This window comes from Halorubrum rarum (assembly GCF_048380895.1).
Classification (GTDB): domain Archaea; phylum Halobacteriota; class Halobacteria; order Halobacteriales; family Haloferacaceae; genus Halorubrum.
In genome coordinates, this window is sequence record NZ_JBLWMN010000009.1 from 61,023 (window position 1) to 77,073 (window position 16,051).

The window sequence follows — 16,051 nt, forward strand, 5'->3', positions numbered from 1 at the left end:
TCTCCTTTTCGTGACATCCTCCCCGCCGGTACCGGCGGGGCTTCCCCTGCAAGCGGAATCCGGCGTGGCAGGTTTCAGTCCGAGTGCTCCGGGAACCGCGTCAACACTGGTGTGTGCAACGACGGGTGACGGATGACATACGACTTATATTATTAGCTTCGTTCCGCGGTCCGATATAGTAAGTAGATCTAGTTACCTATAAGGCGAAAAATCTAAGTAAGTTTTGTAGCGACGTTGTACTATAGATGATTCAACGGCGGGAGTTCCTCACTGCGGCCGCTGGCGGGATGACAGCAACACTAGCGGGATGTACAGGGGCTGATGACGAGGAACGAAACGCCGGCATTCTCGACGAAACGCTCACGCTGACAACGACGACGAGCACCTACGACACGGGATTACTGGACGAGGTGAACGCTGCGTTCGAAGATCGCTACGGTGTCGAAATCGAGGCCGTCGCACAGGGGACTGGAGCGGCGCTCGAAACCGCACGGGCAGGCGATTCCGACGTCGTGATGGTTCACGCCCGGTCGCTCGAAGACGAGTTCATGCGAGAGGGGTACGGCGTCAATCGCCGTGATCTCATGTTCAACGACTTCGTCGTCGTTGGCCCCGAAGACGATCCCGCCGGTATCGACGGCATGGACGAGGTGACCGAGGCGTTTCAGGCGGTTTCGGAGACCGAATCCACCTTCGTTTCGCGTGGCGACAACTCCGGGACACACACGAAAGAGCTCGCCATCTGGGACGCGGCCGGCGTCGAACCCGGCGGTGAATGGTACCGCGAAGCCGGGAGCGGGATGGGTGAGGTTCTGAATCAGGCGAGCCAGACCCCCGGCTACACGCTCGCCGACAGAGGGACCTACCTCTCCCAACGGTCCGAACTCGACGTTTCGATTCGCGTTGAAGGGCCGATCGGAGGCGGTCCAGAGCTCCTCGCAAATCCGTACGGCATCGTCGCCGTTAATCCCGACGTCCACGGGAACGTCACCTACGATCTCGCGATGTCCTACATCGGATACATCACGTCTCGAGAAGGACAGAAAATCATCGAGGAATACACGGTCGAAGGCGAGCAGTTGTTCTTCCCTGACTCGATCGCTGAGGAGCCGAACTTCCAGCAGTACGTCCCCGAGGGCTGGACGCCGAACGGGGAGTGATAGTCAGCCATGATCGAACTGATATCACCAATAGTTCCCGTTGCAGACGGTTTCGCTCCGCTTCTCGTCGAGTTTCCCTTCGAGCGAAACTATGTCGAGAGCATCATCCGCGTCTCGTTGTACGTGAGTCTCACGGCCGTCCTTCTCAGTACGCTCGTGAGTCTCGTAATTGCTATCGTTGTCGGGTTTTCGGAGTTCCCCGGGAAAGGGGTCGTCGTTGCTGTGATAAACACCGGGATGGGGTTTCCAAGCGTCGTTGTCGGCCTTCTCGTGTTGTTTGCCGTCTCCAATCAGGGGCCGCTCGGGCCCTTCGATCTCGTGTTCACGAAAGAGGCGATGATCATCTCACAGTTTATCCTTGCCACGCCGGTCATCACGGGTGTGAGCCTCGCTGCCGTTACCAGCATCGAGGACGGCGTGCGTGATGCCGCGTACGCGATGGGTGGAACCCGACTCGACGTCGCGCTCGTAACGATCAAAGAAGCTCGCTATGGGATCCTCACCGGTGTTCTGGCCGGGTTAGGCCGGGCGATCAGCGAAGTCGGATCGGTACTCATCGTTGGCGGCAACATCGCCAGTGCCGACGGCACGTCGGTTACGCGGACACTCACCACGGCGATCCAACTCGAAGCCCGGCAGGGACGCTTCGAGCTGGCGATGATCCTGGGCGTGATACTCGTCGCACTCGTGTTGGTGATCAACGGAATCGTCCTCCGATTAGGCGGTGAGCGCGTATGATGCGCCGACAGCGTCAGCAACGAGAACGGGGAACGACCGATGGGCTGGCGCTCAAACGCATCAGTCACGGATTCGACGACACGGACGTGATCGACGACGTAACGGTTGCGGTCGAACGGGGTGAGACAGTGGCGATCATCGGTCCCTCTGGGACGGGTAAGACGACACTCCTTCGGCTCTTGTCACTCTTTTACCGTCCGGACGCGGGAACGGTCGAGATGGATGGACGGGACGTGTGGACGCTGTCCGAGCGCGAACGGCTCGACGTTCGACGACGGATGGGGATGGTGTTCCAAGCGGCAAATCTCTTCGATACGACGGTCCGCCGAAACGTGAGTTACGGCCAACACATCCGCCGAACGTGGCGTGATCGGCTCACCCAGTGGATCTCGCGACTCGGGAGCGGAGACGCGAGTGAAGCGGTTGCCGAAGCGTTAGATATCGTCGGACTCGCGGACATGGAGACACAAGCAGCACCCTCGCTATCGGGCGGGGAAGCACAACGGGTGGCGTTCGCTCGTGCTATCGCGTACGATCCTGACTTCCTGTTCCTTGACGAACCCACGTCCGATCTCGATCCCCGGAACACTGCCGTGATCGAAGACGCAATAGAGACGGCACGAGCACGAGGACTCGGCGTCGCGATCGCGACTCACGACATGAACCAAGCAGAGCGCGTCGCCGACCGTGTTGCAGTGATGCTTGAGGGGCGACTTATCGAGTTCGGTCCCGCCGACCGTGTGTTCACGAATCCCGAAGATCCCCGTGCACGGAAGTTCATCGACGGAGAACTCGTCTACTGAATCGGAAATACGAACAAGATTCTAAATCCCTACCGAGTAGATCATAGATAATGAATGAAACGAGTGGGCAGGGGCGTGCCGCCCTCGTACGGGACGATGTAGAACTCGCCGAACGAGACGTCACCTTACTCCGCGAGATCGACGAAACAGGCTCCGTCGCGAAGGCATCGACCAATCTGGGTCGATCACGTGCACACGATCTGTCCCGTATCGAGGAACTCGAGTCGGTGTTTGGCGGGCTCGTTGAACGGCACCGTGGGGGGAGCGGTGGGGGTGGAAGCAAGTTAACCGACAACGCGAAACAACTGCTAAATCAGTACGAACGGCTTCAAGTCGCGCTCTCAGTGACCGCACAAGTTCCTGAAACAGTTCTCGACGGGACGGTCTCATCGACCGCAGGTGAACTGGCGGACGTAACGACGAGCGTCGGAACCGTACACGGCCTCCATGATGGCGTGACCGTTGCGGATCCCGTCCACGTTCGGGTTGGGGCTGACTCGATCACGATCCTCGATAGCGCGGCTGATCGAGGCCCCGATTCAACGAGTGCGAGAAATCGCGTGTCCGGGACAATTACTGGGATAGCGCAGGGTGAAACCGTGTACACGGTGGATATCGACGTCGGCGGCACTGTGTTTCGAGCCCTGGTGACGGATGACAGCGTCGATCGACTCGAGTTGGCTGCGGGACGTGAGGTCGTACTCACGTGGAAGGCAACAGCGACACGGCTCGTTCACGGCGTTTGAGGACGGCTCCAAAGCCCATGACGGAAGGCAAGGAACATCGTCAACGATCCTGTGGATGTCGTGTCGTCGTCGTGTCGTCGTCGTGTTGCAGTCGTGTCGTCGTCGTGTTGCAGTCGTGTCGTCGTCGTGTCGCAGTCGTGTTACCGTCGCGGCGTCCTCGCCATGAGGGAGCCAACTCCGACAGAGCTCTCGTCGTCCACGCCCATACTGTATTTCACTATTGTGGAATCACCGCACAATATTAATACGTGCCGAGACGAACGTTCACCTGTATTCATGACTGAACCCGACATCGAGGTAACGGAGACGGTCGATGCCCGCGGAGCCGCCTGTCCCGGTCCACTGATGGATCTCATCGGGAAGATCCGCTCGGTGGAGTCCGGCGACGTCGTCCTGCTGTTGAGCGACAACGACCAGTCGCTTACCGACGTGACCGAGTGGGCCGAGGAAGCCGGAAACGACCTTCTCGCGGTCGAGGAGCTCGAGACCCACCACGAGTTCTACGTGGAGAAAGCATGACCGATCACGTCGTGGTCGTCGGCGGTGGCACGGGCGGGACGGTGCTCGCGAACGATCTCGTCGAGCGCCTCGACGCGGAGCTGGACGACGGCGACGTTCGCGTCACGCTCGTCAACGACGATCCGGACCACGTGTACAAACCGGTGTGGCTGTACGTTCCGTTCGGGCAGCGGGAGCTGGACGACGCGCGACGGCCGCTCGCCGACCTCGTCGACGACCGAGTGGACCTCCGAATCGATCGCGTGACCGACATCGACACCGACGCACAGCGACTCCTCGTGGCGTCCGACGAGCGCCCGATCGAGTACGACGAGCTCGTGATCGCGACCGGGTCGACGCTGGCGCCCGAGGAGATCCCGGGGCTCGACGAGGGCGGGTACGACTACTACAGCGAGTCCGGTGCGACCGGGCTTCGGGAGGAGCTGCTCTCCGTTACCGAGGGACACCTCGTACTCAGCGTCATCGGGAGTCCACACATGTGTCCGGCCGCACCGCTGGAGTTCGTGTTCATGGCGGACGACTGGTTCCGACAGCGCGACCTCCGGGAGGACGTCGAGATCACCTACACGTATCCGATCCAGCGCGTCCACGGAAACCCCCACATCGCGGAGTGGGCCCAGCCGATAATGGAGGACCGCGATATCAACGTCGAGACGTTCTTCAACGCCGAGCGGATCGACCCGGACGAGAAGACGATCCACACGATGGAGGGGTCGGAACTCGAGTACGACCTGCTCGCCGCGATCCCGCCGCACAGCGGGATCGATCTCATCGCGGAGGCCGGACTCGGTGACGACGGATGGGTCGAGGTCGACAAGCACACCTTGGAGGCCGAACGGGCCGAGAACGTCTACGCGCTCGGCGACGCCGCCGACACGGGCGTCCCGAAGGCCGGGAGCGTCGCCCACTACCAGGCCGGGATCGTGAGCCAGCGGATCGCCAGCGACCTCCGCGACCGACCGGCGACGGCGAGGTACGACGGGAAGACGCTCTGTTTCATCGAGACGGGAATGGACGAGGCGTCGTTCGTCGAGTTCGACTACGAGAACCCGCCGGCACCGGCCCCGCCGTCCGAGAAGCTCCACTGGTCGAAGCTGGCGTACAACGAGTCCTACTGGCTCACCGCACGGGGGCTGCTCTGACCATGGCCGACGGACCCACGTCCGACTCATCGGCGACCGAACGCGACGAGCTGGCGGCGGCGATCGCGGAGAACCCCGAAGCGGTCGCCGCGTTCGTCGAGCGGCTCGACGCCGTCAACGAGCTGTTGGACGTCGTGGCGCTCGGTGAGGGTGCGCTCACGGACGAGATGGTCGTCGAACTCGCGGGGACGACCGCGACGCTCGCGGAGTCCGCGGACGGTCTCGCAAGCGAGGAAACCGTCGAGCTGGCCGAAACGGTCGGAACGAACGGGGCGGAGCTCCGGGAAGCCATGGAGACGCTGATCACGCTGCAACGGAGCGGGACCTTGGACGAGCTCGCGGAGATCGCCGAGGTGGGATCGTTGGCGACCGCCGCGCTCGACGACGAGATGGTCCGCTCGCTCGCCGGCACCGGTGCCGCACTCGGGGAGATCGCGGACACGGCGGCTTCCGATGACACCCGTGACGGCGTCCGGACGCTGCTCGAAGGAGTCGGGACGGCAGAGTCGGCCGAGCCGGACCCGGTCGGCCCGATCGGGCTGCTACGCGAGAGTCGGGACCCGGAGGTCCAGTACGGGCTGGGCTACGTGCTCGCGATCGCGAAGGCGATCGGGCGGACGCAGGCGGCGTCCGACGACGCCTGACGGGCCCGAGCGTCGGTTTCGCGCTTACTGGAGGTGTCCTTCCTCGCGGAGCTGTTCGGCCTCGCTTTTCTCGTAGCGCCACGCGATGTCGCCTTTCTCGTCCTGCCAGTCCCACGGCTCCACGAGCACGATGTCGTCCTCGCGGATCCAGATCCGCTTTTGCATCCGGCCGGGTATCCGTGCCGTTCGCTCTTTACCGTCCGCACAGCGGACTTTAACGCGGTTCGCTCCAAGCATCTCAACGACCTCGGCGAACACCTCGTCGTCGTCGGGCATCCGGAGGTCACGTCGACCGTCGCCGTCTCCGTCGCTCATGCGTATGCGCCGATACGTGTCTCGGAAGTTAAAAGGACCACTCTCTTCGTCCGGCGTTCGGCACCGAAACGCGATCGACTCGACCGCCCCTTTTAACCGATCGTGAGGGAAACGCCTGGATATGCGAAACGCACTCGGACTCGAAGGGCTCGTCGGCGTCGGCGTCGTCTTCCTCGCGGTCGCACTGTTGACGGTCCACGACCCGATCGTCGGCGCGGGCGTGATGATCCTCCTCGCCGGTCTCGCACTGATCGCGAAGGGGGTCGCGGACTCCGTGATGGGCGCGTTCGGGCTGAACTGAGGGCGCTCGACGCCGGCTCGAGTCCGGTTCACTCGACGACGGCGTCGAGCGCCTCGCGAACCGCGTCTCGATAGGCGTCGCCGCTCCCGTATCCGATCCGTGCCGCCCAGACGTCGCGGTATGAGGGATGCAAAAGCGGGATCAGGGTCGGCCCCCCGACTTCATCGGCGGCAGCACCGTCGCTTCCGCGGTGCCCGTCGCTCCCGCGGTGCTCGTCGCTTCCGCGGTGCTCGTCGACGGCGAGGTCCACGGAGAGCGGACGGAGAACGGCATCGAGGAAGCCGTCGGCGACGTCCTCGATCGACGGTCCCGCGAGCGCGAGAACCGACTCGGTCGCGTGCTTGCCGGTGGGACAGACGACCGCGGGACCGACGGTCGCCAGTTCCGTTCGCAGGTGGTCGCGACAGCGACGGAGCTCCGTCGCCGTCGGCTCGCGGTTCGTTTCTCGGTCGGCGTCCGGGTCGCGCGGGAAACACTTCACGGCGTTGGTGTAGTACACCCGGCCCTCGTAGCCGCAGTCCGCGAGCAGCCGCCGGACCCGACGACCGGAGTGTCGGGACGTGTACGCGAATCCCGTCAGGTTCCCGCCCCGCCACCGTTCGGCGTTCGGATCGCCCGCGGCGGGAGCCTCGCCCACGACGACGACGTCGGCATCCAGCGGACCGTTTCCCCACGCGATACGGGTACGGCAGTCCACGAGCGCCGGACAACGCACACAACCGGGTTCGAGGACCCGTCGAGCGGAAGGGAATCGAAGATCGTTCGTTGCGTCGCCGGGGGTGGTCTCGTCCGTCGGATCGTCGGGGGTGGTCTCGTCCGATTCGTCGGCGGTCACGTCGCTTCGTGGGCACGCGCCGCCGATAGCTCCTGCGAAACGTTCATAACTGACGGCCGCCGTTCGCCTGTATGGAGAAGTGGACCGCGTTCGCTGCCGAACTGCTCGAACTCGTCATCGTCGTCGTCGGGGCCGGAGCCGCATCGGTTGCCGGCGTCGCGCTCGAACGTTTCGGGTTCACCGCGGTGACCGGCGGTGACACCGTTGTCGGTGCCTGGGCCGTCGGCATGGGACTGCTCGCGCTGTACGTCGGCATCGTTGCGCTCGGCTACGAACAGGCTCTCCCGCGGCTCCGATCGCTTTCGGACGCGGAGTAGCGGACCCCCGTCTTTTTAGGTCGTCCCGCTGTTGTGAGCCGCATGGACAGCGTACTCTCCGACTGGCTGCTCGGTCTGATCGCCGCCCTCCTCGCAGTACTCGTGTTGGACACGACGGGGCAGGAGTTCCTCGCCCCGCTCGATCCGATCGCGAACGTGCTCGCGCTCCTCACCTTCCTCTCGTTCGTCATTCTGACCGGCGCGTTCCTCGTGTACACGGCCTCCTTCCGGGACGAGTAGCCGAGATCCTCTCGAGCCACCGGCGTCGACCGAACCCACCTTTTTGAGGGTTGCCAACGAGCCGTCGGTATGGAGTACACGACCCTCGGAAGCACCGGAACGACCGTCTCGAAGATCTGTCTCGGCTGTATGAGCTTCGGGGATCCGGAGTGGCGAGAGTGGGTACTCGACGAGGAGGCGGGCATCGAGCTCGTCGAGCGCGCGCTCGAACTCGGTGTGAACTTCTTCGATACCGCCAACATGTACTCGAACGGCGAATCGGAGCGCGTCCTCGGCAAGGCCCTGGACGGGCACCGCGAGGAGGCCGTCGTCGCCACGAAGGGGTACTTCCAAATGGACGATGCGAACCCCAACTCCGGCGGGCTCTCGCGGAAGGCGATCGAGCAGGAACTGGAGAACAGCCTCGACCGACTCGGGATGGAGACGATCGACCTCTATCAGATCCACCGGTGGGACGACGAGACGTCGATCGAGGAGACGCTGGGAGCGCTCGACGACGCCGTTCGCCGCGGAAAGGTACGGCATCTCGGCGCGTCGTCGATGTGGGCCCACCAGTTCGCCGAGGCGCTCCACACCTCGGAGGCGAACGGCTTCGATCGGTTCGTCACCATGCAGAACCACTACAACCTCGTGTATCGGGAGGAGGAGCGCGAGATGCTCCCGTACTGTGAAGAGAAGGGAATCGGCGTGATGCCGTGGAGCCCGCTCGCGCGGGGCTATCTGACGCGACCGGACGAGGAGATAGACGCGACGCTGCGCGGCGAGACGGAAGAACACATATATGACCACCCGTACCGGGAGGGCGGCGGTCGGGAGATCAACGAGCGCGTCGAGGAACTGGCGGCCGAGAACGGCGTAAAGATGGCCCAGATCGGACTGGCGTGGCTGTTCCAAAACGAGTTCGTCGAGACGCCGATCGTCGGAACGACGAGCATCGAGCACCTCGAGGACGCGGTCGAAGCCCTCGACGTCGACCTCTCGGACTCGGACGTCGAGTGGTTAGAAGAGCCGTACGAGCCGGTCCGGGTGTCCGGCCACGAGTGAGTCGTCACCGACGTTCGACCGCGACTGCAACTCAGCCACGGATACCCGATCCAGTGTAACCGGAGCAACAACCCTTTTCGGACGGGACCCCGAACCGTGAGTCATGACGGACGACGAGGCCGAGACGGCCGACGACGAGTCGACTGACGAGGAACCGAGCGGTGCAACGAACGGCGACGACGAGGAGAAGTCCTTCCGCGAGCGCGTCGAGGAGATCCGGGAACGGCGTGAGGAGGAACGCGAGGAGGGCGACCGTCCGAGTCCCGAGGAGATGATGGGCGGCGGTGGCGGCCCGCCCGGCATGGGCGGCGGCGGCGGTGGCGGCAACCCGTTCGCACAGATGATGTCCGGCATGATGGGTGGCGGTCCCGGCGGCGCGGGCGGGCCCCCCGGCATGGGCGGCGGTCCCGGCGGGCGCGAGGAGGGACGCGACGAGGCCGGAAACGAGGAGCTGGTCCGCGAGGTGCGCCAGCTCCGCGACGAGGTCCGTGACGCGACCCGACAGCTCCAGCGGATCGCGCAGGCGCTCGAGGACGACTGACGGGAGCAAGCGCGGAGTTCTCCGCGATCGAGCGCGAACGTCTCCGCGAGCGCGAACTTCTCCGCGAGCGGTACTACTAGGGAGTCACGGCGCGACCGGGAGATATGGCAGACGCTCTGACGACGACGCCGTTCGATCACGAGTACCGCGGCTGTGACGTGTTGTACGGACGCGGTCGCATAGGCGATCTGGAGGCGTACCTCGGCGAGGCGGGACTGGAGCGGGCGCTCGTCGTCTGCGGGTCGAACGTCGGCGCGAACGAGACGCTCATGGGGTCGGTTCGTGAGGGGCTCGGGGAGCGATTCGTCGGCGTGTTCGACGGGACGACGCCGGACAAGCTCGTCGACTCGGTGTACGACCTGCTCGACGCGGTCGCGGAGACGGACGCGGACGTCCTCGTCGGCGTCGGCGGCGGAAGCAGCCTCGACATCGCTCGCCAGGCGAGCGTGCTCGCCGCTGACGGGCGGTCGCTCTCCGATCTTCGGGCCACCGCGGCGGCCGAGGGCCGGGTCGAACAGCCGTCCGGAGCCGACCCGGAGCTTCCCGTCGTGGTCGTTCCGACGACGTTCGCGGGCGCGGACCTCTCCGACGGCGGGACGCTCGTCGTGACGCCCGTCGAGGAGTCGCCGACCGACCAGCCCGTTCTGATCAGCGGGTCGGCGATGCCGATCGCCGACGTCGTCGACCCGTCGCTGTTCGAGACGACGCCGCGAGGTGCGCTCGCCGGATCGGCGATGAACGGGTTCAACAAGGGAATCGAGACGCCGTACGCGAGAGACGCGTCGGCGATAAGCGACGCGACGGCGATCCACGGACTGCGCTACTTCGGCGAGGCGTTACCGAGGGTCGCAGGCGACGACGATGCCGTTGCCGACGCGGATCCCGCGGCGATGGACCGGGCCGCCCTCGGTGCGCTGCTCGTCCAAGTCGACCGCAAGGTCTCCGTCATCCACGCGTTCGGGCACGGGTTCTCCCGACGGTACGACGTCCAGCAAGGCGACGTCCACGCGGTGCTCGCCCCGCCGGTCCTCCGATACGTCTTCGGCTCGGTCGACGGGAACCGTCGGGCGCTGGCGGCCGGGCTCGGCGTCGACGTCGAGGGGCACAGCGACGACGAGATCGCGGACCGCGTCGTGGACGCCGTTGCGGCCGTCCGGGACGGAATGAACCGTCCCGATCGAGCCCGCGACCTCCCCGAGACCAGCGAGGAGGACGTCCCCGAGATCGCCGCGTTCATCCTCGACGACCCGATGATGGCACGGGCACCGTCCGGGCTCGATCCGACCGTCGAGGAGATCGAGTCGGTACTTCGCGAGGCGTGGTGACGGCGCAACGGCGTTCACGATCGGGGCCTCGCACCGGCATCATCGACCGATCCGAGCCTCGCACCGACATCGTCGGCTGAGCCGGACCTCACACCGGCATCGCGACTACTCCTCGGGGAAGATGCTCTCGGGAACGTACGCGGAGACGGTCCAGTTCGGCGCGTCGACGACCTCGCTTATCTTCAGGTCCATCGCCGCCGAACAGAGGATGTACGCCTCTCCGCGGGTCAGGCCCCTGTGCTCGGCGAGGTGGTCGATCATGTGTTTCGTCGCCTTCTTGGTCGCGTCCATCAGGTCGTCCGAGATCCCCGTCGTCCCGTACATCGGCTCGTCGCCGCCGGTCGGCGTGAACGGGCCGGTCGTCTCGAACTGCGGCTGTTCGATCGCCATGTCCGTCCGGACGGAGAGGCGGGCGGTGACGAACATCGGGGCCTCGATGCCGGTGACACACACCTCGCCGTCGCCCTGTGCGGCGTGACAGTCGGCCGTCGAGAACAGGCCGCCGGCGACCTCGACCGGGAGGTACAGCGTCGACCCCGCAGTCAGGTGTTTCACGTCCATGTTGCCGCCGGTCGAGCGCGGGGGAAGCGTGTCGTGTGCGCCGTCCTCGCCGGGTGCGAGGCCGACGACGCCGGGGAACGGATCGAGCGGGACCTCGATCCCGTTCACGAAGTGGCCGACGTCCCCTTGTAGGTCCCAGACGTGGACGCCCGCCTCCGGGAACTCCTCCGGAAGCAGACCGAGCCCCATCTCGCCCGGCAGATAGCCGGTGTACCCCCAGCCCTTGTGCTGGAAGTCGAGCAGATCGACCTGGAGCACGTCGCCCGGCTCCGCGCCCTCGACGGCGACGGGTCCAGTCAGGGGGTGAACCGGATCGAAGCTGACGTTCGCGAAGTCGTCGACCGTCGAATCCACGTCGAGCTGGCGGTCGACGGCGTCGCGACATTCGAACCTGACGACGTCGCCGTCACCGACCGTGAGGACCGGGTCGAGCGAGTTGTCCCAGACCCGATGAATGTTCTCCTCCGCGTCCGAGAGGCGGTGATCGACCGTGTAGTCGCGCTTCGAGGCGTCGGCGTCCGCCGGCCCGGTATCGTGGTGTGTCATACGTAATCACCCGACGTATCGGCGGCCGAGAACTTAAAAGCGGACGCCGCTCTCGGAATTCGGCTCGTCTCCGGTGACCGCGCTTCGATCCCTGTGGTCGCCTCGAGGCGTCACTCGGTTCGTCCGCACCCGACACTGCAGGGCGTAGCCGTTTCCCACGGTGAGACGCACTCGTTTCTCACGAACGTCCATGAACACCTTGTATATTTTTGAGTGCGTATAATGACCATAGGGATAACGTTAAGGTCGATCCTGCGATCCCTATAGGTATGGAAACGCGGAAAGTCCAGCGGCTCGGTCCGTCGACGCTGGCGATGACGCTGCCGGCTGAGTGGGCACAGGAACACGGGGTGAACAAAGGCGATGAGGTGTCGCTTCGGATGGGCGGGAAGGGGACGCTGACGGTGCTTCCGGAGTCGGTGAGCTCCGAGGAGTCGGAGGCGATCATCAGCGCCGACAACCTCGACGCCGGCGCGCTCGAACGCGCGATCGTCGCACAGTACGTGCTCGGACGGCGCGTGATCCACGTCACCAGCGAGGGCGCGCTCGACAGCGACCATATCAACGCCGTTTATAAGGCGGAGACGCAGCTGATGGGTCTCGGCGTCATCGAGGAGACGCCGGAGGACATCGCGATCCGGTGTTCCGTCGACCCGGAGGACTTCACGCTCGACAACCTGCTCGAACGGCTGGAGAACACGGGATCGACGATGCGTGGCGAGGCGGTGAAGGCGCTCGCACACGGCAATCCCGACCTCGCACAGCGCGCGCTCAACCGCGAGCGGCAGGCGAACAAGATCTTCGTCCTGCTCTTACGCCTGATCTTCACGGCCTACCAGAACCCCAATCTCGCCCGCGCGGTCGGGTTAGAGGAGGGGTTCCCGCTCATCGGCTACCGCTCGGTCGCGAAGAACCTCGAGCTCACGGCGGACAACGCGGAGGACATCGCCGATATCGTGATGGAGGCGGAGGGCCACACCCTCGACGTCGACAGCGCGACGATGCGGCAGATCCGCGAGTTCACCGATCAGGTGGACGAGCTCACCGCGCTCGCGGTTCGTGCCGTCGTCGAACGCGACTACGACCTCACCGTTCAGTGTCGCGACCTGTTCACGAAACTGGAGGACCGCGAACAGGAGATCCTCGATCAGCTCCCGGACGACCTCGACAACGACGTTCTGTTGATGACTCGGGAGGTACTCGTCAGCCTTCAGCACACCGCCGAGTACGCCATGCGAAACGCGGAGATCGCGGCCAACCTCGCGTTGAACGAGGAGTCGGACCACGTCGAGATCATCTAGTCGGTCCACGTCGAGGTCGTTCGACGACCGGAGGCCGATCCCGTTCCGCGTTGCCACGGTTCGTATGAACTAAGTGCCTGCCCGGAAATTTTCCGGTATGAGCGAGGGATCCATCGAATCGGACAAGGGGTTGGGCGTGATGATCGCGTTCTCGGCGGTCGCGCTCGTCGGGGCGGTCGCGATGTACGGAGCGCCGACGCAGCTGGGTCGTGCGTGGGGGTTCGGTGCGGCGATCCTCTTCGCGCTGCTCGCGGTCATCGCCATCCAGCTGTTCGACTAACGAGAAACGGTTAAGGCCGTTTGACACCTACTTTCCGACGATGACGGAGTACACCGATGAGGAACGGCGGATCCTCGCGTACCTCACGGACAGCGTCTCCCGCGGCGAGCGGTACGTCCGCTCGAAGACGATCGCCGACGCCATCGGTCTCACCGCAAAACAGGTCGGCTCCCGCCTTCCCCGTCTCGCCGAGAAGTCCGACGACGTCGACATCGAGAAGTGGGGCCGCGCGCGGTCGACGACGTGGCGCGTCACACAGGGCTGATCGGAGCGCTGTCGGCTGTACGATCTGACGGTCGACTACCTTCCCGTCCGTCTCCCCTCCTCCCGTCCGTCTCCCCGCCCCGACTCCATCCCTTTTAATTCCTCCCGTGCGAACGCAGAGACATGACCGTCCGAGTCTCCCGGACGTTCGAGTTCGATGCGCCCGCGGCGGACGTGTGGGCGTTCATCTCGGACGCGGAGCAGCGTGCAGGCGCGATAAGCGTGGTCGAAACGTTCGAGGTCCACGGGGAGGGACGAGCCACGTGGCACGTCGCACTCCCGATCCCGATGATCCGTTCGACGATTTCGGTCGAGACCGAGGAGGTCGAACGCGAGCCGCCGACCCGAGTGAAGTTCGTCGGTACGTCGAAGGCGTTCCGCGTCACGGGCGAACACACGATCACGGAGACGGAGTCCGGCTGTCGGCTCGCGAACGAGTTCGTCGTCGACGGAAGGCTCCCGGGCGTCGAGTCCTTCTTCAAGCGGAACTTCGAGACGGAGTTGGACAACCTCGAAGCCGCGCTCCGAGCGTCGGTGGGGGCGAACGCATGAACCTCGCGTGCGTCCAGTCCGCCGTCGAGGGCGGCGCGGTTTCGAACAACGTCGACCGCGCGATCGACCGAGTCCGCGAGGCGGCAGCGAACGGCGCGGACCTCGTGGTGCTCCCGGAGCTGTTCGACGTCGGCTACTTCGCGTTCGACGCGTACGACCGTGCGGCGGAGGGTCTCCGCGGTCCGCGACTGGAACGGTTCGCCGACGTCGCCGCGGACGCGGGCGTCGCCGTCCTGGCGGGGACGATCGTCGAGGACCTCGCCGCATCCGCGGCGGACGGCGTCGACGTCCCGGCGGACGAGGGGCTGGCGAACACCGCGGTGCTGTTCGACGCGGCCGGGGAGCGGCGACTCGTCTATCGGAAACACCACCTGTTCGGGTACGGCTCCGAGGAGACCGATCGAATGGTTCCCGGCGAGCGAGTGCCCGTCGTCGAGGTCGACGGCGTCCGGATCGGCGTGACGACGTGTTACGACCTCCGGTTCCCGGAGCTGTACCGGGGCATGGTCGACGACGGCGTCGAGTGCGTGCTCGTTCCCAGCGCGTGGCCGTACCCGCGGGTCGAACACTGGCGCACCCTCGGACGGGCCCGCGCGATCGAGAGCCTCGCGTACGTGGCGACCGTCAACGGGAGCGGTCGGTTCGGCGACGACGCCCTCTGCGGACGGACGTCCGTGTACGACCCGTGGGGGACGACGCTCGCGTCGTCGGGCGAGGAGCCGACGACGGTGACCGCCGATATCGACCCGGCGCGCGTGACGGCGGTCCGAACGGAGTTCCCGGCGCTGCGTGACCGTCGGTGACTGACGGGGACGAGACACAAGGGACGTCGGCTGTGACGGGGCGCGAGGACGTCGGCTGTGGCGGGACGCGAGGACGTCGGGCGGACGGTGGCGAACCTCCTACCTTTATACCCGTCAAGCCCATACCGATCTCTGCCGAGGTCCGACGCTTTTCTCGTCGGAGTTTGGCATTCAAACCGCGCCCGTCCCGACCGTTCGGGCGGCCCGGGCTACACGCAGTTGGGGGTCCGCTGCTCCGGCCCGTCCCGCCCGACACTCGCCTCCCGTTTCACACCACCGCTCTCGATCGTTCCTGCTCGTTTCCCGACCGTTTCTCGACAGAGCCTCGATAGGACCTCGTTCGCCGACGTCGACCGCGGGTTCTGGCTTCGGGACGACCCGCTCCCACACCGCCTCCCACACCGCCTCCCGAGGCCGACTCCGTTTCACAGTCGCGAGACGTGTCGCTCGGTGGAGCGCTCACGGGAACAGTGCGATCGCTCGCGCTATCAGCGTCGATCGCGCACTACGAGCGTCGATTCATCACTGTGCTCGGTCGACGAACTCCCGTCGGACCTTCTCGATCTTCGGGTCCGCGTGGAACGTACAGTACGCGTCGCCGGGGTTCTTCTCGTAGTAGTTCTGATGTTTCTCCTCGGCGCGGTAAAACGTCTCCAGCGGTTCGATCTCCGTGACGATCTCGTCGTCGTACACGCCCTCGGCGTCGAGCTGCTCGACGTACGCCGCCGCCGTCTCGGCCTGCTCGGCGTCGTGTGTGAGTACGATCGATCGGTACTGGCTCCCCACGTCCGGGCCCTGGCGGTTCAGCTGTGTCGGGTCGTGAACCGTGAAGAACACCTTGAGAACGTCCGCGTACGCGAGCTCGTCTCCGTCGTACGCTATCTGCACGACCTCGGCGTGGCCGGTCGATCCGGAGCAGACCTCCCCGTACGTCGGGTCGTCGGCGTGGCCGCCGGCGTATCCGGAAGTGACGTCGACGACGCCGGGAAGCGCCTCGAAGGCCGCCTCCACACACCAGAAACAGCCGCCGCCGAGCGTCGCGATTTCGGTCCTCGTCATGCACGCACGTAGGCG

General features: G+C 65.2%; 22 protein-coding genes. 18 read left to right on the plus strand and 4 right to left on the minus strand.

All coding sequences use genetic code 11. The features are described from left to right. Positions 1-245: 245 nt before the first annotated feature. The 7 genes from ACNSN7_RS08945 (at position 246) to ACNSN7_RS08975 (ending at position 5,752) form a co-directional block, all read left to right on the plus strand. The gene (locus ACNSN7_RS08945; RefSeq protein ID WP_418281934.1) at positions 246-1,160 is read left to right on the plus strand and encodes an ABC transporter substrate-binding protein; all 915 of its coding nucleotides are present in this window, start codon (positions 246-248) and stop codon (positions 1,158-1,160) included. A gap of 9 nt (positions 1,161-1,169) precedes the next feature. After that, on the plus strand, positions 1,170-1,898 hold the full coding sequence (locus ACNSN7_RS08950) for an ABC transporter permease (RefSeq protein ID WP_418281935.1): 729 nt from the start codon (positions 1,170-1,172) through the stop codon (positions 1,896-1,898). Then, positions 1,898-2,701 carry an amino acid ABC transporter ATP-binding protein gene (locus ACNSN7_RS08955; RefSeq protein WP_418282003.1) on the plus strand — a complete coding sequence of 268 codons (804 nt, stop codon included), beginning with the start codon at positions 1,898-1,900 and terminating at the stop codon, positions 2,699-2,701. Before ACNSN7_RS08950 ends, ACNSN7_RS08955 begins: the two co-directional genes overlap by 1 nt. A 50-nt stretch (positions 2,702-2,751) precedes the next feature. Next, positions 2,752-3,447: a TOBE domain-containing protein gene (locus ACNSN7_RS08960; RefSeq protein WP_418281936.1), complete on the plus strand. Its 696-nt coding sequence runs from the start codon at positions 2,752-2,754 to the stop codon at positions 3,445-3,447. A gap of 276 nt (positions 3,448-3,723) precedes the next feature. After that, entirely contained in the window at positions 3,724-3,966 is a 243-nt protein-coding gene (locus ACNSN7_RS08965) for a sulfurtransferase TusA family protein (RefSeq protein WP_418281937.1), read from the plus strand. After that, a complete protein-coding gene (locus ACNSN7_RS08970; RefSeq protein WP_418281938.1) occupies positions 3,963-5,108 on the plus strand; it encodes an NAD(P)/FAD-dependent oxidoreductase in 1,146 nt (381 codons plus the stop codon). The genes ACNSN7_RS08965 and ACNSN7_RS08970 overlap by 4 nt, the downstream gene beginning before the upstream one ends. Positions 5,109-5,110: 2 nt before the next feature. Next, positions 5,111-5,752 (plus strand): helical membrane plugin domain-containing protein, encoded by a 642-nt coding sequence (locus tag ACNSN7_RS08975; RefSeq protein WP_418281939.1) that lies wholly within the window; start codon positions 5,111-5,113, stop codon positions 5,750-5,752. A gap of 24 nt (positions 5,753-5,776) precedes the next feature. Here ACNSN7_RS08975 and eif1A read toward each other — a convergent pair whose 3' ends face one another. Beyond that, positions 5,777-6,067 carry a translation initiation factor eIF-1A gene (eif1A, locus tag ACNSN7_RS08980; RefSeq protein WP_418281940.1) on the minus strand — a complete coding sequence of 97 codons (291 nt, stop codon included), beginning with the start codon at positions 6,065-6,067 and terminating at the stop codon, positions 5,777-5,779. Positions 6,068-6,188: 121 nt separating this feature from the next. Between eif1A and ACNSN7_RS08985 the strand changes: the two genes are divergently transcribed. Beyond that, positions 6,189-6,368: a DUF7470 family protein gene (locus tag ACNSN7_RS08985; protein WP_418281941.1), complete on the plus strand. Its 180-nt coding sequence runs from the start codon at positions 6,189-6,191 to the stop codon at positions 6,366-6,368. Between the two features lie 28 nt (positions 6,369-6,396). Here ACNSN7_RS08985 and ACNSN7_RS08990 read toward each other — a convergent pair whose 3' ends face one another. Next, a complete protein-coding gene (locus ACNSN7_RS08990; RefSeq protein WP_418281942.1) occupies positions 6,397-7,083 on the minus strand; it encodes a uracil-DNA glycosylase family protein in 687 nt (228 codons plus the stop codon). Between the two features lie 191 nt (positions 7,084-7,274). Between ACNSN7_RS08990 and ACNSN7_RS08995 the strand changes: the two genes are divergently transcribed. The 5 genes from ACNSN7_RS08995 (at position 7,275) to ACNSN7_RS09015 (ending at position 10,670) form a co-directional block, all read left to right on the plus strand. Continuing rightward, positions 7,275-7,520, plus strand: coding sequence for a DUF8151 family protein (locus ACNSN7_RS08995; RefSeq protein WP_418281943.1), 246 nt, complete (start codon positions 7,275-7,277; stop codon positions 7,518-7,520). 42 nt (positions 7,521-7,562) lie between these two features. After that, the gene (locus tag ACNSN7_RS09000; protein ID WP_418281944.1) at positions 7,563-7,760 is read left to right on the plus strand and encodes a hypothetical protein; all 198 of its coding nucleotides are present in this window, start codon (positions 7,563-7,565) and stop codon (positions 7,758-7,760) included. Between the two features lie 69 nt (positions 7,761-7,829). Continuing rightward, the gene (locus ACNSN7_RS09005) at positions 7,830-8,804 is read left to right on the plus strand and encodes an aldo/keto reductase (RefSeq protein ID WP_418281945.1); all 975 of its coding nucleotides are present in this window, start codon (positions 7,830-7,832) and stop codon (positions 8,802-8,804) included. 103 nt (positions 8,805-8,907) lie between these two features. Beyond that, entirely contained in the window at positions 8,908-9,345 is a 438-nt protein-coding gene (locus ACNSN7_RS09010; RefSeq protein WP_418281946.1) for a hypothetical protein, read from the plus strand. Positions 9,346-9,449: 104 nt separating this feature from the next. Then, positions 9,450-10,670, plus strand: coding sequence for an iron-containing alcohol dehydrogenase family protein (locus ACNSN7_RS09015; protein ID WP_418281947.1), 1,221 nt, complete (start codon positions 9,450-9,452; stop codon positions 10,668-10,670). A 105-nt stretch (positions 10,671-10,775) separates the two neighbouring features. Here the strand turns inward: ACNSN7_RS09015 and ACNSN7_RS09020 are convergent, their stop codons facing one another. After that, a complete protein-coding gene (locus tag ACNSN7_RS09020; protein ID WP_418281948.1) occupies positions 10,776-11,777 on the minus strand; it encodes an acetamidase/formamidase family protein in 1,002 nt (333 codons plus the stop codon). A gap of 269 nt (positions 11,778-12,046) precedes the next feature. On the opposite strand from ACNSN7_RS09020, the gene ACNSN7_RS09025 reads away from it, so the two are divergent. The 5 genes from ACNSN7_RS09025 (at position 12,047) to ACNSN7_RS09045 (ending at position 14,977) form a co-directional block, all read left to right on the plus strand. After that, positions 12,047-13,078, plus strand: coding sequence for a PhoU domain-containing protein (locus tag ACNSN7_RS09025; protein WP_418281949.1), 1,032 nt, complete (start codon positions 12,047-12,049; stop codon positions 13,076-13,078). 97 nt (positions 13,079-13,175) lie between these two features. Beyond that, a complete protein-coding gene (locus ACNSN7_RS09030; protein WP_418281950.1) occupies positions 13,176-13,358 on the plus strand; it encodes a DUF7525 family protein in 183 nt (60 codons plus the stop codon). 40 nt (positions 13,359-13,398) lie between these two features. Further along, positions 13,399-13,623, plus strand: a complete 225-nt coding sequence (locus ACNSN7_RS09035; RefSeq protein WP_418281951.1) for a DUF7123 family protein — start codon at positions 13,399-13,401, stop codon at positions 13,621-13,623. 122 nt (positions 13,624-13,745) lie between these two features. Next, the gene (locus ACNSN7_RS09040) at positions 13,746-14,174 is read left to right on the plus strand and encodes an SRPBCC family protein (RefSeq protein WP_418281952.1); all 429 of its coding nucleotides are present in this window, start codon (positions 13,746-13,748) and stop codon (positions 14,172-14,174) included. Then, entirely contained in the window at positions 14,171-14,977 is an 807-nt protein-coding gene (locus ACNSN7_RS09045; protein ID WP_418281953.1) for a nitrilase-related carbon-nitrogen hydrolase, read from the plus strand. The genes ACNSN7_RS09040 and ACNSN7_RS09045 overlap by 4 nt, the downstream gene beginning before the upstream one ends. A gap of 522 nt (positions 14,978-15,499) precedes the next feature. On the opposite strand, the gene msrA is transcribed toward ACNSN7_RS09045, so the two are convergent. Continuing rightward, a complete protein-coding gene (msrA, locus tag ACNSN7_RS09050; protein ID WP_418281954.1) occupies positions 15,500-16,036 on the minus strand; it encodes a peptide-methionine (S)-S-oxide reductase MsrA in 537 nt (178 codons plus the stop codon). Positions 16,037-16,051: the final 15 nt, after the last annotated feature.

What these genes read in the sequence shown, in the direction of transcription:
- msrA (WP_418281954.1), bottom strand. Translation starts at nt 16,036, where the DNA reads ATGACGAGGACCGAAATCGCGACGCTCGGCGGCGGCTGTTTCTGGTGT.
- ACNSN7_RS09025 (WP_418281949.1), top strand. Translation starts at nt 12,047, where the DNA reads ATGGAAACGCGGAAAGTCCAGCGGCTCGGTCCGTCGACGCTGGCGATG.
- ACNSN7_RS08995 (WP_418281943.1), top strand. Translation starts at nt 7,275, where the DNA reads ATGGAGAAGTGGACCGCGTTCGCTGCCGAACTGCTCGAACTCGTCATC.
- ACNSN7_RS08945 (WP_418281934.1), top strand. Translation starts at nt 246, where the DNA reads ATGATTCAACGGCGGGAGTTCCTCACTGCGGCCGCTGGCGGGATGACA.
- ACNSN7_RS09035 (WP_418281951.1), top strand. Translation starts at nt 13,399, where the DNA reads ATGACGGAGTACACCGATGAGGAACGGCGGATCCTCGCGTACCTCACG.
- ACNSN7_RS09030 (WP_418281950.1), top strand. Translation starts at nt 13,176, where the DNA reads ATGAGCGAGGGATCCATCGAATCGGACAAGGGGTTGGGCGTGATGATC.
- ACNSN7_RS08975 (WP_418281939.1), top strand. Translation starts at nt 5,111, where the DNA reads ATGGCCGACGGACCCACGTCCGACTCATCGGCGACCGAACGCGACGAG.
- ACNSN7_RS08950 (WP_418281935.1), top strand. Translation starts at nt 1,170, where the DNA reads ATGATCGAACTGATATCACCAATAGTTCCCGTTGCAGACGGTTTCGCT.
- ACNSN7_RS09015 (WP_418281947.1), top strand. Translation starts at nt 9,450, where the DNA reads ATGGCAGACGCTCTGACGACGACGCCGTTCGATCACGAGTACCGCGGC.
- ACNSN7_RS09040 (WP_418281952.1), top strand. Translation starts at nt 13,746, where the DNA reads ATGACCGTCCGAGTCTCCCGGACGTTCGAGTTCGATGCGCCCGCGGCG.
- ACNSN7_RS08970 (WP_418281938.1), top strand. Translation starts at nt 3,963, where the DNA reads ATGACCGATCACGTCGTGGTCGTCGGCGGTGGCACGGGCGGGACGGTG.
- ACNSN7_RS09020 (WP_418281948.1), bottom strand. Translation starts at nt 11,777, where the DNA reads ATGACACACCACGATACCGGGCCGGCGGACGCCGACGCCTCGAAGCGC.
- ACNSN7_RS08965 (WP_418281937.1), top strand. Translation starts at nt 3,724, where the DNA reads ATGACTGAACCCGACATCGAGGTAACGGAGACGGTCGATGCCCGCGGA.
- ACNSN7_RS08985 (WP_418281941.1), top strand. Translation starts at nt 6,189, where the DNA reads ATGCGAAACGCACTCGGACTCGAAGGGCTCGTCGGCGTCGGCGTCGTC.
- ACNSN7_RS09045 (WP_418281953.1), top strand. Translation starts at nt 14,171, where the DNA reads ATGAACCTCGCGTGCGTCCAGTCCGCCGTCGAGGGCGGCGCGGTTTCG.
- ACNSN7_RS09000 (WP_418281944.1), top strand. Translation starts at nt 7,563, where the DNA reads ATGGACAGCGTACTCTCCGACTGGCTGCTCGGTCTGATCGCCGCCCTC.
- ACNSN7_RS08955 (WP_418282003.1), top strand. Translation starts at nt 1,898, where the DNA reads ATGCGCCGACAGCGTCAGCAACGAGAACGGGGAACGACCGATGGGCTG.
- ACNSN7_RS08960 (WP_418281936.1), top strand. Translation starts at nt 2,752, where the DNA reads ATGAATGAAACGAGTGGGCAGGGGCGTGCCGCCCTCGTACGGGACGAT.
- eif1A (WP_418281940.1), bottom strand. Translation starts at nt 6,067, where the DNA reads ATGAGCGACGGAGACGGCGACGGTCGACGTGACCTCCGGATGCCCGAC.
- ACNSN7_RS09005 (WP_418281945.1), top strand. Translation starts at nt 7,830, where the DNA reads ATGGAGTACACGACCCTCGGAAGCACCGGAACGACCGTCTCGAAGATC.
- ACNSN7_RS09010 (WP_418281946.1), top strand. Translation starts at nt 8,908, where the DNA reads ATGACGGACGACGAGGCCGAGACGGCCGACGACGAGTCGACTGACGAG.